15 protein-coding genes are annotated in these 18,806 nt (G+C 60.1%); 12 read left to right on the top strand and 3 right to left on the bottom strand.

All coding sequences use genetic code 11. The features are described 5' to 3' along the window. The first annotated feature begins 259 nt into the window (after positions 1–259). The gene (locus VJ109_RS19505) at positions 260–1,897 is read left to right on the top strand and encodes an acyltransferase (protein WP_324761041.1); all 1,638 of its coding nucleotides are present in this window, start codon (positions 260–262) and stop codon (positions 1,895–1,897) included. 747 nt (positions 1,898–2,644) lie between these two features. On the opposite strand, the gene VJ109_RS19500 is transcribed toward VJ109_RS19505, so the two are convergent. Continuing rightward, on the bottom strand, positions 2,645–3,412 hold the full coding sequence (locus tag VJ109_RS19500) for an IclR family transcriptional regulator (protein WP_324761040.1): 768 nt from the start codon (positions 3,410–3,412) through the stop codon (positions 2,645–2,647). Positions 3,413–3,603: 191 nt separating this feature from the next. On the opposite strand from VJ109_RS19500, the gene VJ109_RS19495 reads away from it, so the two are divergent. From VJ109_RS19495 to VJ109_RS19485, 3 genes are all read left to right on the top strand, one after another. Then, the gene (locus tag VJ109_RS19495; protein WP_324761039.1) at positions 3,604–4,812 is read left to right on the top strand and encodes a glycoside hydrolase family 88 protein; all 1,209 of its coding nucleotides are present in this window, start codon (positions 3,604–3,606) and stop codon (positions 4,810–4,812) included. A 116-nt stretch (positions 4,813–4,928) separates the two neighbouring features. Then, positions 4,929–6,758 (top strand): DUF2264 domain-containing protein, encoded by a 1,830-nt coding sequence (locus VJ109_RS19490; RefSeq protein ID WP_324761038.1) that lies wholly within the window; start codon positions 4,929–4,931, stop codon positions 6,756–6,758. Between the two features lie 71 nt (positions 6,759–6,829). After that, positions 6,830–8,164, top strand: a complete 1,335-nt coding sequence (locus tag VJ109_RS19485; RefSeq protein ID WP_324761037.1) for a glycerate kinase type-2 family protein — start codon at positions 6,830–6,832, stop codon at positions 8,162–8,164. 15 nt (positions 8,165–8,179) lie between these two features. On the opposite strand, the gene VJ109_RS19480 is transcribed toward VJ109_RS19485, so the two are convergent. After that, the gene (locus VJ109_RS19480) at positions 8,180–9,031 is read right to left on the bottom strand and encodes a fumarylacetoacetate hydrolase family protein (protein ID WP_324761036.1); all 852 of its coding nucleotides are present in this window, start codon (positions 9,029–9,031) and stop codon (positions 8,180–8,182) included. A 97-nt stretch (positions 9,032–9,128) separates the two neighbouring features. Between VJ109_RS19480 and VJ109_RS19475 the strand changes: the two genes are divergently transcribed. Together VJ109_RS19475 and VJ109_RS19470 are read left to right on the top strand one after the other, a co-directional pair. Further along, positions 9,129–10,478 carry a nickel pincer cofactor-dependent isomerase, group 22 gene (locus VJ109_RS19475; protein ID WP_324761035.1) on the top strand — a complete coding sequence of 450 codons (1,350 nt, stop codon included), beginning with the start codon at positions 9,129–9,131 and terminating at the stop codon, positions 10,476–10,478. 166 nt (positions 10,479–10,644) lie between these two features. Beyond that, positions 10,645–11,742, top strand: a complete 1,098-nt coding sequence (locus VJ109_RS19470; protein ID WP_324761034.1) for a Gfo/Idh/MocA family protein — start codon at positions 10,645–10,647, stop codon at positions 11,740–11,742. A 143-nt stretch (positions 11,743–11,885) separates the two neighbouring features. Here VJ109_RS19470 and VJ109_RS19465 read toward each other — a convergent pair whose 3' ends face one another. Then, positions 11,886–12,692 carry an aldo/keto reductase gene (locus VJ109_RS19465; protein WP_324761033.1) on the bottom strand — a complete coding sequence of 269 codons (807 nt, stop codon included), beginning with the start codon at positions 12,690–12,692 and terminating at the stop codon, positions 11,886–11,888. Between the two features lie 165 nt (positions 12,693–12,857). Between VJ109_RS19465 and VJ109_RS19460 the strand changes: the two genes are divergently transcribed. The 6 genes from VJ109_RS19460 (at position 12,858) to VJ109_RS19435 (ending at position 18,776) form a co-directional block, all read left to right on the top strand. Beyond that, positions 12,858–14,243 carry an ABC transporter substrate-binding protein gene (locus tag VJ109_RS19460; protein ID WP_324761032.1) on the top strand — a complete coding sequence of 462 codons (1,386 nt, stop codon included), beginning with the start codon at positions 12,858–12,860 and terminating at the stop codon, positions 14,241–14,243. A 3-nt stretch (positions 14,244–14,246) separates the two neighbouring features. Then, on the top strand, positions 14,247–15,224 hold the full coding sequence (locus VJ109_RS19455) for a carbohydrate ABC transporter permease (protein ID WP_324761031.1): 978 nt from the start codon (positions 14,247–14,249) through the stop codon (positions 15,222–15,224). 2 nt (positions 15,225–15,226) lie between these two features. Next, positions 15,227–16,075 (top strand): carbohydrate ABC transporter permease, encoded by an 849-nt coding sequence (locus VJ109_RS19450; RefSeq protein WP_324761030.1) that lies wholly within the window; start codon positions 15,227–15,229, stop codon positions 16,073–16,075. A 6-nt stretch (positions 16,076–16,081) separates the two neighbouring features. Continuing rightward, on the top strand, positions 16,082–17,206 hold the full coding sequence (locus tag VJ109_RS19445) for an ABC transporter ATP-binding protein (protein ID WP_324761029.1): 1,125 nt from the start codon (positions 16,082–16,084) through the stop codon (positions 17,204–17,206). Between the two features lie 83 nt (positions 17,207–17,289). Then, positions 17,290–18,501 carry a galactonate dehydratase gene (dgoD, locus tag VJ109_RS19440; protein WP_324761028.1) on the top strand — a complete coding sequence of 404 codons (1,212 nt, stop codon included), beginning with the start codon at positions 17,290–17,292 and terminating at the stop codon, positions 18,499–18,501. Between the two features lie 152 nt (positions 18,502–18,653). Then, positions 18,654–18,776, top strand: a complete 123-nt coding sequence (locus VJ109_RS19435; protein ID WP_324761027.1) for a hypothetical protein — start codon at positions 18,654–18,656, stop codon at positions 18,774–18,776. Positions 18,777–18,806 lie beyond the last annotated feature (30 nt).

The following is an 18,806-nucleotide window of genomic DNA, read 5'->3' as shown; positions in this document are numbered from 1 at the left end:
TATTATCCCAGGTACGAGACAGGAGTGTCGATATCAATATTAAGCAACCCTCTTGCGGCGCTTGCTGAGTAGAAAAACTACCTTGATCTTGGCTGGACCGGAGAAAGTGCTAGCTTTCCATGATTTACTACGCCGTCGCTGGACGGCGAGGCTCCACTATTTCGACCTCGTGCCGGGTTTACCCCTCGCGACTAATTACCCCGAAGCCACAACCAAACACATAACACTGTCATCTGTGAAGTGACCCTCATTCATGCCGATGCACGACGACTACCAAGACAGGGTGGTCTCGCACCTCCCGTGGAGGGAGGCTTCGGAGGAGATGCGAACCAGACAGAGAGAGTGGCAGTCGTTTCTCCGTGACGAATATGACCTCTCCATCGGGGGAGACGTGTTCATTTCCGAGGACGCGGTTATCGACCTTCCGAACGGGACTATCGACGACAACACGGTCATCGCTAGCGGTGCAATCGTCCGAGGGACTGTCGATATCGGAGCCGATTGTTCGGTGAATCCATACGTGAATATTGCAGGCGACGTGACGATCGGCGACGGTGTTCGGATCGCTTCTACAGCGAGTATCTGGGGACAGAATCACGTGTTCGAGGACCCCGATACACCGATCCACGAGCAGGGCAACCGGTACGAGGGGATCGAGATCGGAGACGACGTGTGGATCGGTGCGGGAGCGGTCGTCCTCGACGGGACGGTAGTGGGTCCACACAGTATTATCGGCGCCGGTACCGTCGTTACCGCTGATGTTCCGGAGTTCGCCATCGTCGCGGGCAACCCTGGAACCGTTGTCGACTACCGGGGCGAGCGGAACGGACCCACCCCGGAGTCCTCCCTCCGTAATCGGCTCTCGCAGTTCGGGGACGCGGTGGCGACACAAGTCTCTGACGTGCTAGCTACGCACTTGGAGGATGATAACGACGGCTCCTCATCCGATCTCCCTGATGCAACGCCGGTTCGAGCCCTCTGTGACGCTGTGGAGATCGCTGGCATGTTCGATCAGGTTCCACCGGGATGGAGTCGTACAGAGTTGGTAGACGAACTCCGAGGCTTCCAAGACCCGGAAACTGGGTTGCTACCAAGCCCTGGGGAGGAGTTCCCAAGCGAGTCCGACCCGACCACACTTCCGGCGGAGTGGAAGCCGTATCATATCCTCACAGTGGGGTACGCGCTCGAAGTACTCGGGGAGACGTTTGAGCATCCGATCGCCGCTGTCGACGACTTGTCTCCTGACGACCTGTACGAACACCTCGAAACCCTCCCGTGGCAGACGGACGCGTGGGGTTGCGGGGCGTGGATCGACCAGTACGCCACTGGACTCTACTTCAACTGTCGGTACTTCGATAGTACTCGCTCACCCGCGTCGGTGTTGGGGTGGCTCGAAACGTCGGTCGATCCGAAGACGGGTCTCTGGGGCGAACCCACGGCGGACGAGGGGTGGCTACAGCCGGTCAACGGCTTCTATCGAGCGACAAGAGGAACGTACGCACAGTTCGGTCTCGAAATACCGTTCCCGGAGGCGACGATAGACACTGTCCTCCGCCACGGACGCGACCCGGCTCACTTTCGAGAGCAGTGCGTCAACGCATGCAACACACTGGATGTCGTCCACCCGCTGTGGCTGTGTGGGCAGCAAACGGACTACCGACGCGACGAAATCCAAGAGTGGGCTCGCAGGCAGCTCGATTTGATACTGGATAACTGGTACGATAGACGGGGGTTCGCATTCGATCTTACCAGTGGATCGCCTACGCTACAGGGGACCGAGATGTGGCTTAGCGTGGTGTATCTTCTCGCGGAGGTCTGTGGAGTGAGCGATGCGGTTGGGTACCGGCCGCGTGGGGTTCATAAGACAATGGCCGGGTACCCACTCCGTCACGAGTAGCAGTGAGAACGGCGACTGCTCAGAGTCCGTGTGTCGCCGGAGAATTTCGTGGTGGTGTCGGTCCCTCTGACAGCAGTACGCCTCGGTTTCCCACAGCCAGTTGCCACTCAATCACCCAACAGCGGATAGCAATTGTAGCCACCGGTTTAGTGACGAGGCGAGTTCGGAATCAGCGCCGAACGGGGCTGGATCGACTAATCTGGATCGAAACCAACGGTACGAGCCAACTATCGTCCATTCACCAATTATCCAACGCGCTTCGATATCAGTGGTCTCGCTGGAACTGGAGACGGGGTCTGTGGGTACCTGGGTGTTCATATTCGGGAACGGTAGTCTCTCTTCCATCCCTAACGTGTGTCTGTCAGTTAATGAAACGCCGCACTGTCATCGGACGTTCTCGGCGTATCGAGTCTGTCCACGAGAGGTGAATAACTAGCGTACATCTGTTAGCAATCTTCTCCCATTGTTCCTCTCTCGTTGTACTGTACCGCCTCGATCTGTCTGCTCTGTGGCCAGACGATAGATACGATTTCCACATTGATCGTGCTCTTGTCGTGCGAGCGATGTGCAGGAATTTGACTGTCCAGTCGTGTAGTATGGCTGAATATCGATTGGTATTACTGATTGATATTCTATATATACTAACATTTCTTTAAATATGGGTCTATGTCAAGTAAATGGGGACGACAAGTTAGTTTTACTTTACTAAGATCCTGTATTTCTGTTTGCAGCTGGTTTAATAGTAACTCATGTGTACGTGATATTGAGTTCGATGACATTCGCGACGTTCTGTAGCTTCTCCGGGAAGATCTCTCTGAACCGTTCGTCCTGAAACCGGCTTGTCGGCCCGGAAACGCTGATCGCGCCCTCGACTTCGTCGTTGTTGTTAATTATCGGGACTGCAACGCAACGGAGTCCCTTGACGCGTGCTTCGTCATCCAGCGCGTAGCCGTTTTCACGCACTTGGTCGAGGTTTTCGAAGAGTTCCGTTCGGTTCGTGATGGTGTTCTCGGTCGAGGCCGGCATTCCGTGTCTATCGAGGATCTCGTTTACGCGCTCCCGTGGCAGATGTGCCAGGATCGCGTTTCCCAACCCGGTGTTGTGAAGGTATACCTCCTGGCCGATGTACGAGTCCGTCTTGACAGCGTCCGCACCGTGTGCCCTGTGCAGATAGATCCCCTTGCCGTGTTCTTCCACGAGGAGGTTCGTTAGTTCCCCGGTCTCCTCGGCCAGCGACGTGATCTCGCTCTTCGCGATCTCGTAGAGCCGTTGCTTGTGCCGAGCGTGTCCACCGAGGTCGAGCAGTTTGAGGCCGACGCGGTAGGACTTCCCGTCCTTGACGACATACTCGTCCTTAGCGAGCGTGTTCAGATAGTTGTGCAGACTGCTCTTCGATAGGTCGAACTCTTCGGTCAGTTCGGTGACGGTCGCTTCGTTCTTCCGCTTTAGCGCTTCGAGGATCTGAAACGTCGTCCGCGCGGTCTTCACACAGTTCGACGATTGGGAGTCTGCCATACCCATGTAGAGATGTGACGCTGTTATAAATTTGTGTATTGAATTAGTGAATGTCTTTTAGTATAACTGTATAACCCTCCGAGATACCGTGACTATACTCCTCCATTATCGGTATCCGCTGAAGGAATAGGCCACGATCCGCGCGGCTCGACGATGGGTTTATTAGGTACCGAGGGGGGATATGTATCCACATGCCACGTGCTCCAGCCGCTCTGCTGCAGACCGTCGATGACAGTGGCCTGCCGGACCGATACACACGAACGCCGGATGTCACGCGAAGGACACTCGAACGAGCGCTCTCTACTGCAATCGACAGTATCGACGAGAATCTCGACGAGTTTAACGATCAGTTCCCCGGTCCATCGAGCGAGGGACTCGTCTACAGCGCGACCGACAATACGGACGGGTGGACGACATCGTTCTGGACGGGTTTGTGCTGGCTTGCGTACGAAGTGACGGGCGAGCGCCGGTTCCGGGACGCCGCACAGGCGCAACTAGCGACGTTCGAACGCCGGTTAGACTGCGGCGAGGTCACGACCCACGACCTCGGATTTCTCTACACACTGTCGGCTATCGCTGGATACCGGCTGACCGAGATCGAGCAGTACCGGTCGGCAGCACTCACCGCTGCGGACCTCCTGGTCGAGCGGTTCTGGGACGCCCCTGGGCTCATTCAGGCGTGGGGAGATCACGCCTCCCCGGAGGACTCGTGGGAGCGCGGCCGGATGATCGTCGACTCGATGATGAACCTCCCACTGTTGTTCTGGGCGAGCGAGGTGACGGGCGACTCGATGTACGCGTCCATCGCGGAGCGACACGCACGGACGAACGCACAGTATATCGTCCGATCGGACGGGTCGACGTTCCATACGTTCAAGTGTGACGTAGAGACCGGTGCGCCACTCGGCGGGGAAACCGCACAGGGCTATGACGCCGACTCGTGTTGGTCCCGCGGCCAGACGTGGGCGATATACGGGTACGCACTCGCGGCCGACTACGCCGACGAAGGCGCGTACGCCCAATTGTCCGCAAAGTTGGCCAACTACTACCTCTCACACGTCGAGGCGGACCACGTTCCACGCTGGGACTTCGACGCTCCCGCCGATCAGAGCTACCGGGACACCTCCGCCGCGGCGATTGCGGCGTGTGGACTCGACGAACTGGCTCACCGGCTTCCCCTTGCGGATACCCGCGCCCGCGGGTACGAGAACGCAGCCATCGCAACGCTCGGGAGCCTCGGGGAGCAGTACTCGACCGACCGAAGCGAGTCGAACGGCCTCCTGACGCAGGGGGCCTACGACCCGACCGATGGCGACTACGACGAGTGTTGCATCTGGGGGGACTACTTCTACGTCGAGGGGCTCGTCCGCGCAACCGAACACTGGTCACGCTACTGGTAGACGGCTGTTTGGCCCCTTCAGCTCGTCTCCCCGTGGCTACCGGACTCCGCGAGGGGCCGCTGCTCGGTTAGCCGAGGGGAAACGCTATTTACGGAGGCGGTCAGTGTATCTGGTAGATGAACCCTATCGGAGACAATCCGCTCCGGACACGGCGGGATTTCGAACGAGCAGCGACGCAGCTGACAGAGCCGTTGTTCCAGCACTTCAGTCCCGGAAAAGCGAGGGTGCGGCCCACAGCGACCGGTGCCCACTTCCCCGACGTTTCGGCGGAACTGGAGGGGTTCGCCCGGCCGCTGTGGGGCCTCGTTCCGCTGGGAGTCCACGGCGAGTTCGATCACTGGCCGTTATTTCGGACCGGTTTGATCAATGGTACAGACCCTTCCCACGAGGAGTTCTGGGGGGAAGCCGACGACCACTCGCAGAAACTTGTCGAGATGGCTGCTATCGGTGTCGGCCTGGCACTCACACCCGAGCAGCTCTGGGACCCGCTTTCGGAGACGGAGCGGGAGCAGTTGGTCACGTGGTTGAACCAGATCAACGACGCCGAACTCTACGACTGTAACTGGTTGTTCTTCCGCGTGATGGTGAACATGGGCCTCCGATCGGTCGGTGCGCGCCACGACTGGGAGCGGACCCAGTCTACGCTCGACCGCCTCGAAACGTTCTATCAAGGGGACGGCTGGTACACCGACGGTCCCAAAGGGGAACAGAGCCCCGTCGACTACTATCTCCCGTGGGCGATGCACTTCTACGGACTCCTCTACGCGGCCGTGGCCGGCGAAGAGGATTCGGCGCGGGCAGAGCGGTTTCGGACGCGGGCCGAGGCGTTCGCGACCAGTCACGCACACTGGTTCGACGAGACCGGCCGGGCACTCCCGTTCGGACGGAGCCTTACCTACCGGTTCGCACAGGCGGCGTTCTGGGGCGGCCTCGCGTTTGCCGGAGTCGAGGCGTTCTCCTGGGGGACCATCCGTGGTCTCTGGGCGCGGAACATCCGGTGGTGGCTGAATCAGCCGATATTCACCGACGGGGGACTGCTGTCGGTCGGCTACCGCTATCCGACGCTGAAAGTGTCCGAGACGTACAATTCGCCGAACTCGCCGTACTGGGCGATGAAAGCGTTCGCGCCGCTCGCGTTGGACCGGGACCACCCGTTCTGGCAGGCCGACGAGGAGCCGCTACCGGACCTGCCCGACACGGCGGCTCAGCCCGAAGCCGGGAAACTCGTCTGTCGGGGCGACGACCACCTGTTCGCGCTCTCGGTCGGTCAGGAGAGCGTTCACGGCCGGGAGAAGTACACGAAGTTCGCGTACTCGACGGAGTTCGGTTTCTCTGTCGCCGGTCGGACGCCGGGCGCGGGACAGGCCGGCCACGACAGCGCCCTCGCGCTCAGCCTCGACGGGGAGCAGTACAAGATCCCCGCCTCGGTGACGACAACGGAGATAACTGAGACGACGCTTACGGCCCGCTGGGACCCCTGGGAGGGTGTACGTGTCGATACGTGGCTCGCTCCGGCCCTCCCATGGCACGTCCGGGTCCATCGGCTTCGGACTGACCGACCGGTATACAGCGAGGAAGGCGGGTTCGCACTGGACAAGACCGGCGACGACGACGAATCGCGGTTCACTCACGACAGCCGAGCGTCGACGGCTCTTGCGAGGTATCCCAACGGACTGAGCGGGATTGCGGACGCCTTCGGTGACCGAACGCCGACCGTCGAGACACAGGAACCCAACACGAATCTCAATCACTCGCGGACAGTCGTTCCGACGCTACGGACGAGCCACGAGCCCGGCGAACACTGGTTCGGTGCGGCGGTCTTGGCCAGCCCCGACAGGACAGTGTCCTGGGAGCAAGTGCCACAGTTCGAACGCACAGATTCCGGTGTCGTCGTCGAAGCACACGACGGCGAGACGCCCCTGCACTGTTCGCCGGCTGAGAGATAGCCACTCTGATCATCTCACGGAATCCCAACATAAATACATAGGTTTTTGACGGCTGAGTGTTCAGATTGCCTGTGATCGAGAACAGAGAAGCACTTGCCACGAGTGAGGCCCACTCCGTCGCGCTCGATTGCGTTACAGCGGCGATCGATGCGGCTAACCCGGAGACTGCGACTCGTTCGGCCGTCTCGCTGGACGGGGAGACGTTCGCGGTCGGCGAGACGGTGTACGACCTCGAAGAGTACCGGAAGATCGTTCTCGTGGGCGGCGGGAAGGCCGCACACGGTGTCGCTACGGCCCTCGAATCGGTTCTCGGCGAACGAATCACCGACGGGATCGTCGTGACGAAACACGAGGCCGAAACCGACGCAGTTCGCTGTGTCACGGGTGACCATCCGCTGCCGTCCGAGCGAAACGTCGCGGCCACGGACGATCTCCTCAGGCTTCTTTCGGAGGCCGGGTCGGAGACGCTCGTCCTGTTCGTCGTCACCGGGGGCGCGAGCGCGTTACTCACGTCACCGGCCGGCGACCTCTCTGTCGGTACGGTCCGCGAGACCACCGAACTATTACTCGACGGCGGTGTTCCAGTAGCGGATATCAACACGGTTCGGAAACACCTCTCAAACAGCAAGGGCGGTCACGCCGCTCGCGAAGCGGCGCCCGCGACCGTTGCGACGCTGCTGCTGTCCGATGTGGTCGGTAACGACCGTTCGGCGATCGGCAGCGGTCCGACCGTCCCCGACGAAACAACGTTCTCGGCTGCGCTGGAGGTGTTCGACCGCTACGACCTCACACCACCCGCATCCGTGCAGGACCACCTCGAAGCGGGGGTTGCCGGTCGGCTCGACGAAACGCCGTTCACTGACGATCCGGTGTTTACGCGGACTGAGAGCCATCTCCTCGGCGATAACGGAGTCGCGTTGGACGCCGCCCGCACCGTCGCCGCCGACGCTGGCTATTCGCCACTCGTCCTTTCATCGCGTCTCAGGGGGGAGTCGCGAGAAGTCGCCAAAGCCATTCTGGCCGTCGCCGAGGAGTGTGTGGCCACCGGTGACCCCGTGGAACCGCCTGCCGTCCTTCTCATCGGCGGTGAATCCACCGTCACCACTTCGGGCGAACCGGGAAACGGCGGCCCCAATCAGGAATTTGTCCTCGAATACTCGCTCGGACTGTCCGACCGAACGGTCGTCGCCGCGGTCGATACCGACGGGGAAGACGGGAGTTCCGGCGCCGCTGGCGCGATCGGGGACCAGAGGACGGTTACTGACGCCGACCGGGCACAGCGGTTCCTCGATGCGAACGACGCCGGAACGTATCTCTCGGAGGTCGGAGCGACGATACACACCGGTCCGACGGGGACGAACGTCAACGATGTCGTCGCCGTCGTTCTGCCCGATCCAGCCGAATAAGACGGTCGAGGAACGTTACTCGGCGATGACCGTGTTCCGGAGGGTTCCGATACCCGCGATCTCTGCTTCGGTGGTCTGTCCCGGTTCGAGAACCTCTACGGGGTCACGGAAGATACCGACGCCGCCGGGCGTCCCCGTCGAGATCACGTCACCCGGCCGAAGCGTCATCGACTGACTGATGTACGAGACGAGTTCGCCGACGTCAAAGATGAACTGCTCGGTGTTCGACGACTGCTTCGTCTCGCCGTCGACACGCAGCTCGACATCGACGCTATTCGGATCGAAGTCGTCGCCCGAAACCAGCGCCGGTCCCATCGGCGCGAACGTATCGTAGCTTTTCCCTCGGAAGAACTGTCCGTCCGTCTGCTGTGCTGTACGACCGCTGATGTCGTTGAGAATCGTGTATCCGGCGACGTGGTCGTACGCGTCGGACTCCGTACAGTCCGTACAGCGCTCGCCGATGATGACGCCGAGTTCGACTTCGTAGTCGACCTGTTCGTCTCCGTCGGGAGCCGGGTGGATGATGGGGTCTCCGGGATTCGTGACCGCCGTCGGAGCTTTTCCGAAGAGCATCGGCCGTTCGGGAATCGATTCGTCCTGTTCCTCCGCGTGGTCACGGTAGTTCAGCCCGCAACAAACGATCTTCCCGGGTCGGGGAACCGGCGCGAGCAACGAAACGTCGTCGGCGTCGACCTGCGTTAGCGCCTCGGTTCCGACGAGCGTCCCGATGTCATTTCGGTAGCTCCGGTTCGAGAGATCCGCGAGAGTCGGTTCCCCCTCCGGGAGATCCGATAGCGCGTGGATCGTCGATTCCTCTTTGACGCCCCACATGGGGCTGGTACCGTCGGTGTAGCGAACGAACAACATCACTCGAGTAACGACACCTTCGGAACTTAAACGTTGAGATGCACGATCGCGGATACGAGTGACTACGCTTATGAGAGGACGGTGATATACGTCGGGTATGGACGAAGACACCCAGTCCGCGGCAGCAGAGGCCCTTTCAGTGTCGGAAGAGACGATAACCGAAGCGTGTGGCGACCCGCCACTTCCGGAGTTCGGAGTTATCGAACAGCGCTGGGAGACGAACCCCATTCCATCGGACGAAATCGCCGCGGAAACCGCCAGTGCGGTCGAATCGCTGTCGTTCTCCGCTGTTCCAGCCGGTGGCGAGATCGCACTCGGGGTGGGAAGCCGCGGTATCGAAAACATCCCCACGATCGTCTCTGGCGTTGTCGACGCTGTCGCCGATGCAGGCTACGAGCCGTTCGTCTTTCCGGCGATGGGTAGTCACGGCGGGGCGACCGGTGAGGGGCAACGAGAGATGCTGGCGGAACTCGGTGTGACCGAATCGTCGATCGGATGTGAGATCCGCTCCAGCATGGATGTCGTCGAAGTCGGGCGGACACCGACCCGGGACGTGCCGGTCGTGGCCGACGCCAATGCCGTCGAAGCCGACGGAATCCTCCCGATAAACCGCGTGAAACCACACACCGATTTTGACGGAACGGTCGAGAGCGGGCTCTCGAAGATGCTCGTCATCGGGATGGGCAAGCAACGCGGCGCACAGATCGCCCACAAGTGGGCGGTCGACTGGTCGTTCCGGAAGATGATACCCGAGATAACAGACCAGATGCTCGATTCGCTGCCCATCGTCGGCGGGCTCGCCATCGTCGAAGACCAGCACGACGAGACGACGATCGTCGAGGGCGTACCGCCCAGCGGCTTTCTCGACCGGGAGGCGGAGTTACTCGAACAGGCGTACGAATTGATGCCGACGCTCCCGTTCGACGACCTCGACCTCGTCGTGTTCGACCGTCAGGGCAAGGAGATCAGCGGACAGGGGATGGATACGAACGTCATCGGTCGGCGCCCGTTCTCTATCAACGAACCCGCACCGGAGACGCCGGATATCAAACGCATCTACACTCGGGCACTGACCGAGGCGACTCACGGAAACGGGATGGGCGTCGGCTCTGCGGACGTGATACACGAGGACATCGTGGCGGAACTCGATGCGTCGACGACGCTCATCAACGCGCTCACTGCCAGTACGATCCGCGGTGTGAAACTGCCGCCGGTCGTCGAGACGGACCGCGCCGGACTCATCGCAGCGCTGTCGACTATCGGTGTGGTCGATACCGAGACGGTCCGAGTGCTCCGCGCTGCGGATACGATGCATCTCCACCGTCTGTACGCCTCGACGGGGCTGGTCGAGGCGGCCCGAGAACGGGACGATCTCCGCGTCGTCGAAGAGCCGTCACCGATCACGTTCGAGGAGGGGGAGTTCGTCGCGCCGTCGTTGCGCGAGTAGCGCAGTCAGTCCACTCCCGGTAGTGGCGGCGTGTCGAGGTACACACACTCAAAGATTTATTAGGTGGGATACTGATAGACCCAGTAGCGACAGACCGTTACAGTTGGAAGTGAATCGCCGGGACCGACCGTGCGATTCTGCGACCAGCGACGGAGAGTAATCAAAGATGACCTACAGAGCAGGCGTGATCGGCACAGGTGGAATCGCTGGCATGGGCATCCTCGGAATGCACGACGAGGATGCGATCGGCAAAGAAAAGATAGACGCGAGCCACGCGGGCGGATACGCGAGCACTGAAGAGATAGAGCTCGTCGCGGTCGCCGATGTGGACGAGGACAAACTCGCGACGTTCGGTGACGCGTGGGAGATCCCGGAAGAACGCCAGTACGTCGGCCACGAGGCGATGCTGGCACAGGAGGACCTCGACGTGGTCTCCGTTTGCACACCGTCGTTTCTGCACCACAAGCACACGGTCGACGCTGCGGAGTCCGCCGCCGACCCGGAGGTCATCTGGTGTGAGAAGCCCATCGCCTCGGAGGTGAGTGCCGCAGAAGAGATGGTAACCGTGTGTGACACAACAGGGACGGAGTTAGTCATCAACCACTCGTTTCGGTTCACAGACAAGCTCCAGCGCCTTCACGATCTCATCCACGAGCGCGATCTCCTCGGGGAGCTACAGTCGGTGAGCACGCAGTATCGGATGGAACTGATGCGGAACTCGACACACGTCCTCGATACGCTGGTCTATCTCCTCGACGCACGGGCAGAACAGGTCAGCGGGTACATCACCGGGGACAACGAGGCCATCGATTCGCTCGACACGGCGGAAGATGTCGTCGACGCGGGCGGCGGCGGCCACGTTGTGATGGACGACGGCTCTTTCGTCACTGTCGACTGTACGATTCCACGGGAGATGTCGTCGATGATGCTGAACTTCATCGGGACGGAGGGGAAGCTCTATCTCAACAACGACGACGGTGAGTGGCGCTACTGGTCCCTCGAAGACGGTGACCACGTCGAAGAAGAACTACCGGGTATCGAAGGGGCGTGGACGTGGGAAGACGACTACAAGCGGTCGTTCGCGAACGCTGCGAGGCACATACAGGACCTGCTGAACGGGGACGGGGAGAACTACTCCCCGGGGGCTGAAGCCGCTCGGTCCCTGGAGATTATCGTCGGCTTCTACATCTCTCATTACACCGGATCGACGGTCGACATCCCCCTGGCGGAACCGCTCCGGAACGTCCCGATAAAGTCGTGGTGAGCGGCCGATAGACTCCAACACGGCACCGGTACTGCTCGGCACCGCCGTATGGTCCCGTCGCGATCGGTCGAAAACGCCTGTGGGACCGAATTCTCGTAACGTGAACAAAATCGTAGAAGCGTCTAGGACAGACTACGCGTCCTTCAGTCGTCGAGCCACGGCGCACCGTCCCGCGAGACGAAGCGCTCGCTGCGCTCGATAGCGTTGATGCGTTCGATGTCTTCGTCGTCGAGCTCGAGCGATGGCGCGTCGTAGTTGTCCCGGAGATGGGGTTCGCTCGTCGCTTTCGGGACGGCGGCGACCGACTCTCTCGACAGGAGCCACGCGAGACTGACCTGTGCTGGGCTGGTCTCGTGTTTTTCGGCGATGTCGACGAGTTCGGGGATATCGAAGACGTTCCCGCGAGCGAGCGGTGAGTACGCGATGTGGTGGTATCCGCGTTCGTCCGCGTGAGCGACGAGGTCGTCCTGTTGGAGCAGCGGATGCGTTTCAGCCTGGTGGGCGAAAAGCGGCGTATCGAGGCCTTCTATCGCCTCTTCAAGGAGGTCGATGTCGAAGTTACAGACGCCGACGTGGCCGATACGTCCCCGGTCGATGAGTTCGTCGAACGCCGGCAGTGTCTCCGCAGCGTCGTAGTTCCCGACCGGCCAATGGACGTACAACAGGTCGAGGTAGTCGAGACCGAGTCGGTCGAGCGTGACTTCCAGCCCCTCGATGACTTCGTCGTATGCCAGCCCGAACTTTTCGGCGTGGACTTTCGAGCCGACGAATATCTCGTCCCGAGGGACATCGGCCGCTTCGATACCGGCACCGACTGCTTCTTCGTTCCCGTAGTACTGTGCGGTGTCGACGTGTCGATATCCCATCTCCAGCGCCGTTCGGACGGTTTCACTGCACGTTTCCGGGTCGGTGTTTTGCCACGTACCGAGTCCTAGTTCTGGCAGACTCATACCCGATGAGTCGCTGGCATCGGTCATATTTCTTTGGATGAGGGATACGGGGGATCGGGTACGACGGATCGGTGCCTGTGGCCAAATATATTTTAATTTATGAAAGGGAATGGAAAACAACCGGAACCTATTTATATTCACCTATTGACATCCGCAACGTTGCCAATGAAAGATCAAGCAGAATCGCGTGACCGACGTAGCGTGTTAAAAGTTCTCGGTGGGCTCGGTGCCGCCAGTCTCGCCGGCTGTTCGGGCATCGGTTCCAGCCCGCCGACCGAGGAACCACAGACAGATACCGATGGGACATCGGGCGACGGTAGTTCCAGCGGGACTGATTCGGCGGAGTCCACTCCACGTCCGATGGCCGACGCAATGGAATACTGGGAGATGGCAGGCGCATACGGCGGCCTCATGGACCGCTACTCCGAGAAGACAGGAACGGAGATATCCCACACGAACATGGGATACGACGAGATCATCAACAAGATGCAGACCCGGTTGATCTCCGGGCAGGGTGCCCCCAGTACCGCGCTCATCGAACAGAAGATGACGCTGAAAGTCGCGTCGACCGGTGGTCTTCGGGACCTGCGGCCGCGTATGGAGGAGGCAGGTATTATCGACGAGTTCAACGAGGGGGTGCTGGCCGCCGTTACCGGGGAGGAGGGTCAGATTTACTCTGTGCCGGACGATATCGCCCCGACCACGCTCTACTACCGCAGAGACGTATGGGACGAACACGGGCTCGCTCCACACGAGGAGATCGAAACGTGGGATCAGCTCATCGAGGAGGGAAAGAAGCTCCCTGACGACATCTCACTTCTCTCCCTTCCGGCGTCGGGTTCGAACCTCTACTGGCGGTTCCTGAATCGGATGCAGGGCGGTCAGGAGTTCGACGAGGACGGGAACATCGTGCTCAACGGCGAAGAGGGACTGAAAGCCGCCCGGATAATGAAACGTCTCTCGGACGAAGGCTTGGTCCACCGGGGGGCGAACTGGAGCCAACAGTGGTTCTCGGGCTTCAAAAACGGGACTATCACCGGATACGCAACCGGCTCGTGGTTCTACGGGACGATTACTTCATCGATGCCCGACACTGAGGGTAAGTGGCGCGGCTTCAAAGTGCCCGCCATCGAACAGGGTGGAAACAGAGCGAGCAACCGGGGCGGTTCCGGTCTCGTCATCCCGGAACAGCTTTCGGCGGAAGAGGCCAACCGGGCGTGGGACTTCATCAAATACGTCACTGCCAACCCGGAACAGAACGCGCTCACGTACAAGAACGAGGGCCAGATGACGGCACACGAACCGTCGTGGAAAGAGGACGCGTTCACCACCGCCGAGTTCGATTTCTTCGGCGGACAGAAGCTCGCTGACATCTGGATCGATATGATCCCGGACATCCCTGGCTACCGGTTCACCGTCGACTCACCGATCGTCTCCAGCATCATCAACGAGGAGATGCGGAACATGATCGACGAAGGCGACTCACCAAAGGCGGCCCTGGACCGCGCGGCACAGCGTGTCGCAGATCGCACCGACCGCGACATCGCATAGAAAATGAGCTCCGAAGTCATCGTCGAGCTGTCCGACCGTCTTCGCTTCCAGCGACAGCGGTTCAAGGAGGCGATGCCGAAGATCCCGGGCACAGCGTACGTGTTCCTCAGCCCGTTTTTCGTTCTCTTCGGTGCGTTTCTAGCGTTCCCGATCTTCTACACGGTGTATCTCTCGTTTTTTACCTACCAAGGAGTAGCGACAGACCCGCTCTTCTGGGTGCAGATCGGCGATTCCTATCTCATCATCCCGAAGATAGCGAACCTGGAGTTCGTCGGACTGGCGAACTATCAGCGACTCCTTGGTGACAGCGTCTTCCACCAGTCGCTGTTCAATACGTCCTACGTCTTCGCTATCGAACTCCCCCTTATGGTCGGCTTGGCGATCGGACTTGCAGTGGTACTCAACGCCGGATTCACCCGGTTCAAGGGTGTTTTCCGGAGTTTGATGCTCCTGCCGGTCTCGGCGAACACCGTCGCGTACTCGGTCGTATTCGTTGTCATCGTCGCTGAGGGTGGGTTACTCGACGCTATCTTCCACGTGTTCGGGCTCACGCCGCTCGATTGGCTTGGGAACGGGTTCTGGTCGCGGAACCTGATGGCGTTCATGGTGGTCTGGCGCTGGACCGGGTACAACATGATCATCATCTTGGCGGGGCTACAGACGATCTCGGAGTCGCTGTACGAGGCCGCGGAGATCGACGGCGCGTCGCGCTTACAGAAGTTCCGGTACATAACGCTTCCTCAGCTCAAGCCCGTGTTGCTGTTCGTTCTCGTAACGACGACGATCGGTAGCTTCAAGAAGTTCTCAGAGCCGACAATTCTCATCGGTGCGGGCGCACCGGTAAAGGAGACTCGTACTATCGTCTACTACATCTACGAGGTCGCCTTCCAGAACCTCCAGCTCGGATACGGAAGCGCACTCACCGTTGTCCTCGTCGGGATTGTCATGACCCTATCGCTGATCCAACTCAAGTGGAGCTAACTATGCATCAGGAAACGAAAACCGAGGCGCTCTGGCGATTCGGAGGCTACGGCTTCCTCGTCGTGGCCGCCCTGTTCATGCTCGTACCGATATACTGGATTGTCGTTGCATCGACGCTTCCGCAGTCGGCGATCCTCTCAAGTAGCGGGGCGCTCCCGCAGCTCTCCCCGGGCGGACACTTCCTGGAGAACTTCCAGGCGCTCCAGTCACGACAGTACGTGAACTTCCTGAACAGCGTCTGGAACAGTATCTTCATCGCCGTCGTCTACACGGTGCTGGCCCTGTTCCTGTGTTCGATGGCCGGTTTCGCGTTCGCGAAGTACGAGTTCCGCTTCAAGGAAGTGATATTCACTGGGATTCTGGCGACGCTCGTCATCCCGATCAATCTACTGGTCATTCCGCTCTTCCTCGTCATGTCTACGGCGGATATGACCAACACGTACGCGGCGATCATCCTCCCGTGGGCCGCGTATCCGGTTGGTATCTTCTTCATGCGCCAGTCGATGCAGGCGATACCGGACGCGTTACTGGAATCCGCTCGGATGGACGGTGCCTCGGAGTTCCAGTTGTACTACCGGGTCGCCTTACCGTCGATGAAGTCGTCGATGGCGGCACTCGCTGTCATCCTCTTTCTCTTCCAGTGGAACATGTTCCTCTGGCCGTTGGTCGTCCTCGGTAAAGACAAGTTCACGATTCCGGTGGCGATCACCAAAATCATGGGACAGCAGATCATCGCGTTCGACCAACTGATGGTCGCATCGGCTATCGCAATACTCCCGATGTTCGTGGTATTCCTCGCACTCCAGAAGTACTTCGTGCGTGGCATCCTCTCGGGAGCCGTCAAGGAGTGATCCAGGATGACACAAATCAACATTGAAGGACTCGTCAAGAAATACGAAGCGAACGAAGAGCACGACGTAGAAGGGAACGAAATCGTCGCAGTCGACAACGTCGACCTCGAAATCCAGGACGAGGAGTTCCTCGTTCTCGTCGGGCCGTCCGGTTGTGGCAAGACGACGATGCTCCGCTGTATCGCAGGTCTCGAAAGTGTCACAGAGGGCAGTATCCGCTTCGACGACGACGAGGTCAGCCATCTCCCTGCAAGCGATCGCAACGTCGCGATGGTGTTCCAGAATTACGCGCTGTATCCCCACATGACTGTCAGGCAGAACCTCGGGTTCGGACTGAAACTCTCGACGAAGCTCCCGTCGGCCGAGATCGACCAACAGGTAACCAGCATCGCCGAGATGATGGGAATTGAGGAGTTGCTCTCGAAGACTCCCGGGGAACTATCCGGCGGCCAACAACAGCGTGTCGCGCTGGGGCGGGCAATTGTCCGCGAACCGGAGGTGTTCCTGATGGACGAACCGCTCTCGAACCTGGACGCGAAGCTCCGGTCCGAGATGCGGACGGAGATCCAGGAGCTCCAGAACGATCTCGGTGTGACGACGGCGTACGTCACCCACGATCAGACGGAAGCGATGGCAATGGGTGATCGAATCGCCGTGGTAAACGACGGGACGATTCAGCAGGTCGGGGTCCCGGAGGAACTCTACTTGAACCCCGCCAACGAGTTCGTCGCGGACTTCATCGGAAGTCCCAGCATCAATCTCCTCACGATGGAGGTCAGCGACAACCGACTCGTCTTCCAGTCGGGCTTCTCCTACGAGTTCGCCGACTATCGGGTCGACGATGTCCCGACTGTTCGGCTGGGAGTACGACCGGAGGACCTCGAAATCGACCAAAGCGGGGACGACATTGAGGTCACTGTCGTCGAGAAGATGGGGAACGAGAACTTCATCTACGGTATTCTCGGCGAGAAAGAGATTGTCGCTCGGACGGACTCGGCAGTTCGCCCCGAGGCTGGCGATCGGGTTGGAATCTCCTTTGCAGAGGAGTCGGTGTACCTCTTCGACGTCCAAACCGGCGACGCGCTCAAAACGAAGACAGACCAGCTCAGCATGACGCAAATGGAAATGTAACAGCCTGGATTCGGTTCGAATCCTTTCGACGGCCGACCGCTCTCCCGGAGATCGCTATTCGACTAACACACGTCCGAATCACAATGAATCCCAACAACGACCTCAGTACCGAGAACCGGCCACCCGAGCCGGACGACACAGCGGAGCAGATAACCGCCTACGAACTCTTCGAAGTCCCACCCAGATGGCTCTTCCTCCGCCTCGAAACCTCGAAGGGCCGTGTGGGGTGGGGCGAACCTGTTGTCGAAGGACGGGCGCAGACGGTCCGAGCGGCCGTCGAGGAACTGTTAGAGAACTACCTACTGGGTGAGGGCCCACGCGATATCGAGGACCACTGGCAGACGATGTACCGCGGTGGGTTCTATCGCGGGGGGCCGGTGCTGATGAGCGCGATCGCCGGCGTCGACCAGGCGCTGTGGGACCTCAAGGGCAAGCGCCTGGGAACGCCAGTCCACCAGCTCCTCGGCGGGGCAGCCCGCGACCGAATCCGCGTCTATCAGTGGATCGGCGGTGACCGCCCCTCCGACGTAGCCGACCAAGCGGCGACGAAAGTCGACGCCGGGTTCACCGCGCTGAAGATGAACGCCACCGAGGAGATAGAGCGCGTCGACAACCCCGCAGCCGTCGAGGCAGCGGTCAATCGGTTACGCGAGGTTCGGGAAGCGGTCGGTACAGATGTCGATATCGGTGTCGACTTCCACGGCCGCGTCTCGAAATCGATGGCAAAGCGGTTAGCGAAGGCACTCGAACCGTACGAGCCGATGTTCATCGAGGAGCCGGTCCTTCCCGAGCACAACGATGCCCTGCCGGGGATCGCTGCCCACACGACGATTCCGATTGCCACAGGTGAGCGGATGTATTCGCGATGGGACTTCAAAGAGGTGTTCGAAGACGGAACTGTCGACGTAATCCAACCGGACCTCTCACACGCCGGTGGGATTACCGAGGTGAAGAAGATAGCCAGCATGGCCGAAGCCTACGACGTGGCGATGGCTCCGCACTGTCCGCTCGGTCCCATCGCGCTCGCGTCGTGCATTCAGGTCGACGCCTGCTCGCCCAACGCCCTGATCCAAGAGCAGAGTCTCGACATCCACTACAACGAGACCAGCGACGTGCTAGACTACCTCGACGACCCGTCGGTGTTCGAGTACGAAGACGGCTACGTCGCTGTCCCTTCCGGACCGGGACTCGGTATCGATATAAACGAATCGTACGTCCGCGAACAGGCGGAAAAACAGGTCGATTGGCACAACCCCGTGTGGCGACACGACGACGGTAGCGTCGCCGAGTGGTAACGCGGACGGCACAGCCCACTCGGGATGAGCGCGGCAGACGGCCCGGTGAGACACTCACTGTTCGCCTGGTCGTTCCTGTCCCGTCTACGTTCTTTCGAACGGATGCTCGGCACGAGGTCAAAATATATACGAGTTACACGGGAAGCGGTTGTATGGCCTATACAGTCGCAGTTATCGGTACCGGAACGGAGTTCCCGGAGCCGGGAGAGAGCTTCGGGATGGGCGCGATGGCAGCGACTGGGCGACTCGACCTCACGCCGACAGATCCCGAGTGAGGGCCGTGGCGGGAGTACTGCGGCCCGATA

Origin of the sequence: Haloarcula montana (assembly GCF_035666295.1) — an archaeon.
Lineage (GTDB): Archaea > Halobacteriota > Halobacteria > Halobacteriales > Haloarculaceae > Haloarcula > Haloarcula montana.
The sequence above is the reverse complement of the archived record's forward strand: the minus strand, read 5'-3'. Positions and strand labels throughout refer to the sequence as shown.